Annotated in this window: 4 protein-coding genes; 2 read left to right on the plus strand and 2 right to left on the minus strand. The window is 72.6% G+C overall.

The features are described 5' to 3' along the window. Window positions 1-53: 53 nt before the first annotated feature. Window positions 54-536 carry an SRPBCC family protein gene (locus JNW89_RS33245; RefSeq protein WP_238452054.1) on the minus strand — a complete coding sequence of 161 codons (483 nt, stop codon included), beginning with the start codon at window positions 534-536 and terminating at the stop codon, window positions 54-56. Next, window positions 533-895, minus strand: a complete 363-nt coding sequence (locus tag JNW89_RS33250) for a helix-turn-helix transcriptional regulator (protein ID WP_238452055.1) — start codon at window positions 893-895, stop codon at window positions 533-535. The genes JNW89_RS33245 and JNW89_RS33250 overlap by 4 nt, the downstream gene beginning before the upstream one ends. A 183-nt stretch (window positions 896-1,078) precedes the next feature. Between JNW89_RS33250 and JNW89_RS33255 the strand changes: the two genes are divergently transcribed. Together JNW89_RS33255 and JNW89_RS33260 are read left to right on the plus strand one after the other, a co-directional pair. After that, complete coding sequence (locus tag JNW89_RS33255; RefSeq protein WP_238452056.1) at window positions 1,079-1,276, plus strand: hypothetical protein; 198 nt, start codon at window positions 1,079-1,081, stop codon at window positions 1,274-1,276. 63 nt (window positions 1,277-1,339) lie between these two features. After that, the gene (locus JNW89_RS33260; RefSeq protein ID WP_238452057.1) at window positions 1,340-2,671 is read left to right on the plus strand and encodes a low temperature requirement protein A; all 1,332 of its coding nucleotides are present in this window, start codon (window positions 1,340-1,342) and stop codon (window positions 2,669-2,671) included. Window positions 2,672-2,882: the final 211 nt, after the last annotated feature.

Genomic DNA, 2,882 nt, shown 5'->3' on the forward strand with positions numbered 1-2,882 from the left:
CCCGACGTCGACCGCCCCGGCCGGTCCGCTCCGATGTGGGCCCCGGTCGCGGATCAGAGGGACTTCGCGACGTCCACCAGCTGGTCGAGCGCCGCGCCCCAGCCCTCGGTGAAGCCCATGTCCTCGTGCTGCTTGCGGGCCGAGGCGTCGGCGTGGATCGCCGTGGCGGTGTACCGGGTACCGGCGCCGTCCGGCGCGATGCGGACCACCGCGGTGAACGGGAAGCCGTCCTCGGCGACCTGCGGGCGGAACCCCGGGGCCAGGGCGGAGGTGAACACCAGCGTCGAGCCCTCCTCGACCACCAGGATGCAGCCGTCGCTGGGGAACGCCTCGCCCTCCGGCGAGCGCATGACGGTGTGGAACCGACCGCCGGGCTGGAGGTCGATCTCGCAGGACGAGGTCGACCAGGGCTGCGGGGCGAACCACCGCACGATCAGCTCGGGCGTGGTCCAGCACTTCCAGACCAGTTCCGGGGCGACGTCGACGGTGCGCTCCAGGACCAGGTCGAGCTCGGGGTTCGTGGTGTAGGCGGTCATGTCTGCTGCTCCTTCAGGTCGTAGAGAAGCGAATCGAGTTGATCGAGGCGGCGGGTCCAGAGCGCACGCTGCGCGGCGAGCCAACTGTCGGCCAGCTCCAGCGACCGGGGCGCCAGGCGGTAGGTCCGCACCCGTCCCTTCTTCTCCGAGGTCACCAGGCCCGAGCGCTCGAGAACACTCAGGTGCTGGGTGAACGACGGCAGTGCCATGTCGAACGGACGCGCGAGGTCGCTGGTCGTGGCGGGGCCTCGGCCCAGGAGTTCGACGACGCGCCGGCGGGTGGGGTCCGACAACGCGTGGAACACGTCGTCCAGCGACGCGTCGACCGCGCCGCCACCATCACCCGAATACTTAGCCATCCACCTAAGTATGGGGTGCGGGGGGCGGTCAGGTCCATACCTGGGGGAAAGTCGGACCCCCGATCGAGACCCCCGCACCGGCGTCGACCGGTCCCACGGGCATCGGTCACCCCTCGCTGCCGCCGGCGGGCAGCGCGGTCGTACCGCCCGCTCCCGGCCCGGACACCACGTAGCGTCGATCGGGTGGAGGTGCTGCTGCGCGGCGGGCCGGGTGACGGTCAGGTCGTCCCCGGCGGCGGGGAAACCGTCCGGTGGCAGGCATGCCTGTACGAGATCACCTCCGAGCGGGCCCACCGGCGCGGGCGTGACCTGCGGGTGTACCGGCACCGCGTCGACTGCTGCGAACCGTACGGCCGGGGCGCCGAGGACCGGTGCGAGTAGCGATCGAGCGAAGGGGCCGACTTCCAATCCGGCCCCCGGCCGGTCGTCGGCTGGCACAGTGGGTTGGTGGGAAACCGGTGGCGCGGGCGGCTGGGCCCGGCCGTCGGGATCGCGCCGGGCGCCCGGGTGGACCGGTTCGAGGTCTTCTTCGACCTGGTCTTCGTCTTCTCCTTCTTCATCATCACCCGGGCCACCGCCGCCAACATCACCGGCCGGCAACTGCTGCACGCCATGCTCGTGCTGGCCGTGCTGTGGTGGTGCTGGGTGGTGCACAGCGTGGTGGCCACCCGGGTCCGGTTGGGCGAAGGCTTCGTCCCGGTGCTGATGGTCGCCGGGATGGCGGCGGTGTTCTGCTTCGCGTTGTCGCTGCCCCAGGCGTTCGGCGACCCGGAACAGACGGCCGCCGGGCCGATGGTGGTGGCGGTCAGTTACGTGGTGATCCGCGGGGTGCACCTGCTGCTGTACTGGCACGTCGCCAAGGAGCGGCCCGGCGAGCGGCGACTGCTGTTGAAGTACTTCCCGGAGCTGGTGACCAGCACCCTGCTGCTGCTGGGCGCCGCGCTGATCCCGCCGCGGATCGAGGACGCGGGCCTGGCCGGGATGGTCCGGGACGGGCTCTGGATCAGCGTCGTCCTGCTCCAGTACGGCGGCGGACTGGTCGCCGTCGCGTGGGGCTGGATGGTCACCTCCGCCGAACACTGGACGGAGCGCTACGACCTCATCCTGATCATCGCGCTGGGCGAGTCGATCATCTCCGTCGGCGTCGGCGGCAACCTCCTCGGCCAGCCGGTCACCTGGCCGGCGATCACCGCGGCCGTGCTGGGCATCGTCTTCACCGCCGCCCTCTGGTGGGCGCACTACGACGTGGTCGCACCGGCCGCCCGGATCGCGCAGCACGTCGCGCAGGGGCGCGCCCGGGTGTCGATGGCCCGCGACGCGTACGCGTACCTGCACCTGGTGATGATCGCCGGGGTGATCCTGTTCGCCCTGGGGGCCGAGGAGATCGTGCGGCAGATCGCCGACCCGTCGATCGGCCTCGCCGAGCCGGCGCACGGCCCCGGCGTACCGCTGCTGTTCGGCGGGGTGATCTGCTACCTGTGCGCGGACATGCTGTTCCAGCTGCGCACCCTGCGCACCCTGTCCTGGAGTCGGGTCGGCACCGTGCTCGTGCTCACCGCCGCCGTCCCGGTCGCGACGCACCTGCCGGCGCTGGCCGCCTTCGCCCTGCTGACCGCGATCTGCGTGGCGTTGGTGGCCGTCGAGGTGGTGGTGATGGCGGACGCCCGGCGAGCCCTGCGGCAGGCGGCCCTCCACGAGCGGACGACCTACGAGAAGCACGAGGCCGCCTGGCGCGCCCGCTGGCACGAACAGGCCGCCGACGAGCCACCGGCCTAGCGGGTGCCGCGCGGTCGGCGACCCCGCCGACGGGTGCGCGACGAGGCGCCAGAGGGCGGCGACCACGCCGGTGTTCCGGACGACGGTGTCTGCGCCCCCGCCGGCCTGGCATGATCCAGCCATGCCGGTCAACCGTCGCTCGCTGCTCGGACTCGGGCTCTCCGCCGCCACGGCCGCGCTGGCCGGCTGCCGGGCGGCACCGCCCGCGGGC

The organism is Micromonospora sp. 4G55 (assembly GCF_016803375.1).

What these genes read in the sequence shown, in the direction of transcription:
- JNW89_RS33245 (WP_238452054.1), bottom strand. Translation starts at nt 536, where the DNA reads ATGACCGCCTACACCACGAACCCCGAGCTCGACCTGGTCCTGGAGCGC.
- JNW89_RS33250 (WP_238452055.1), bottom strand. Translation starts at nt 895, where the DNA reads ATGGCTAAGTATTCGGGTGATGGTGGCGGCGCGGTCGACGCGTCGCTG.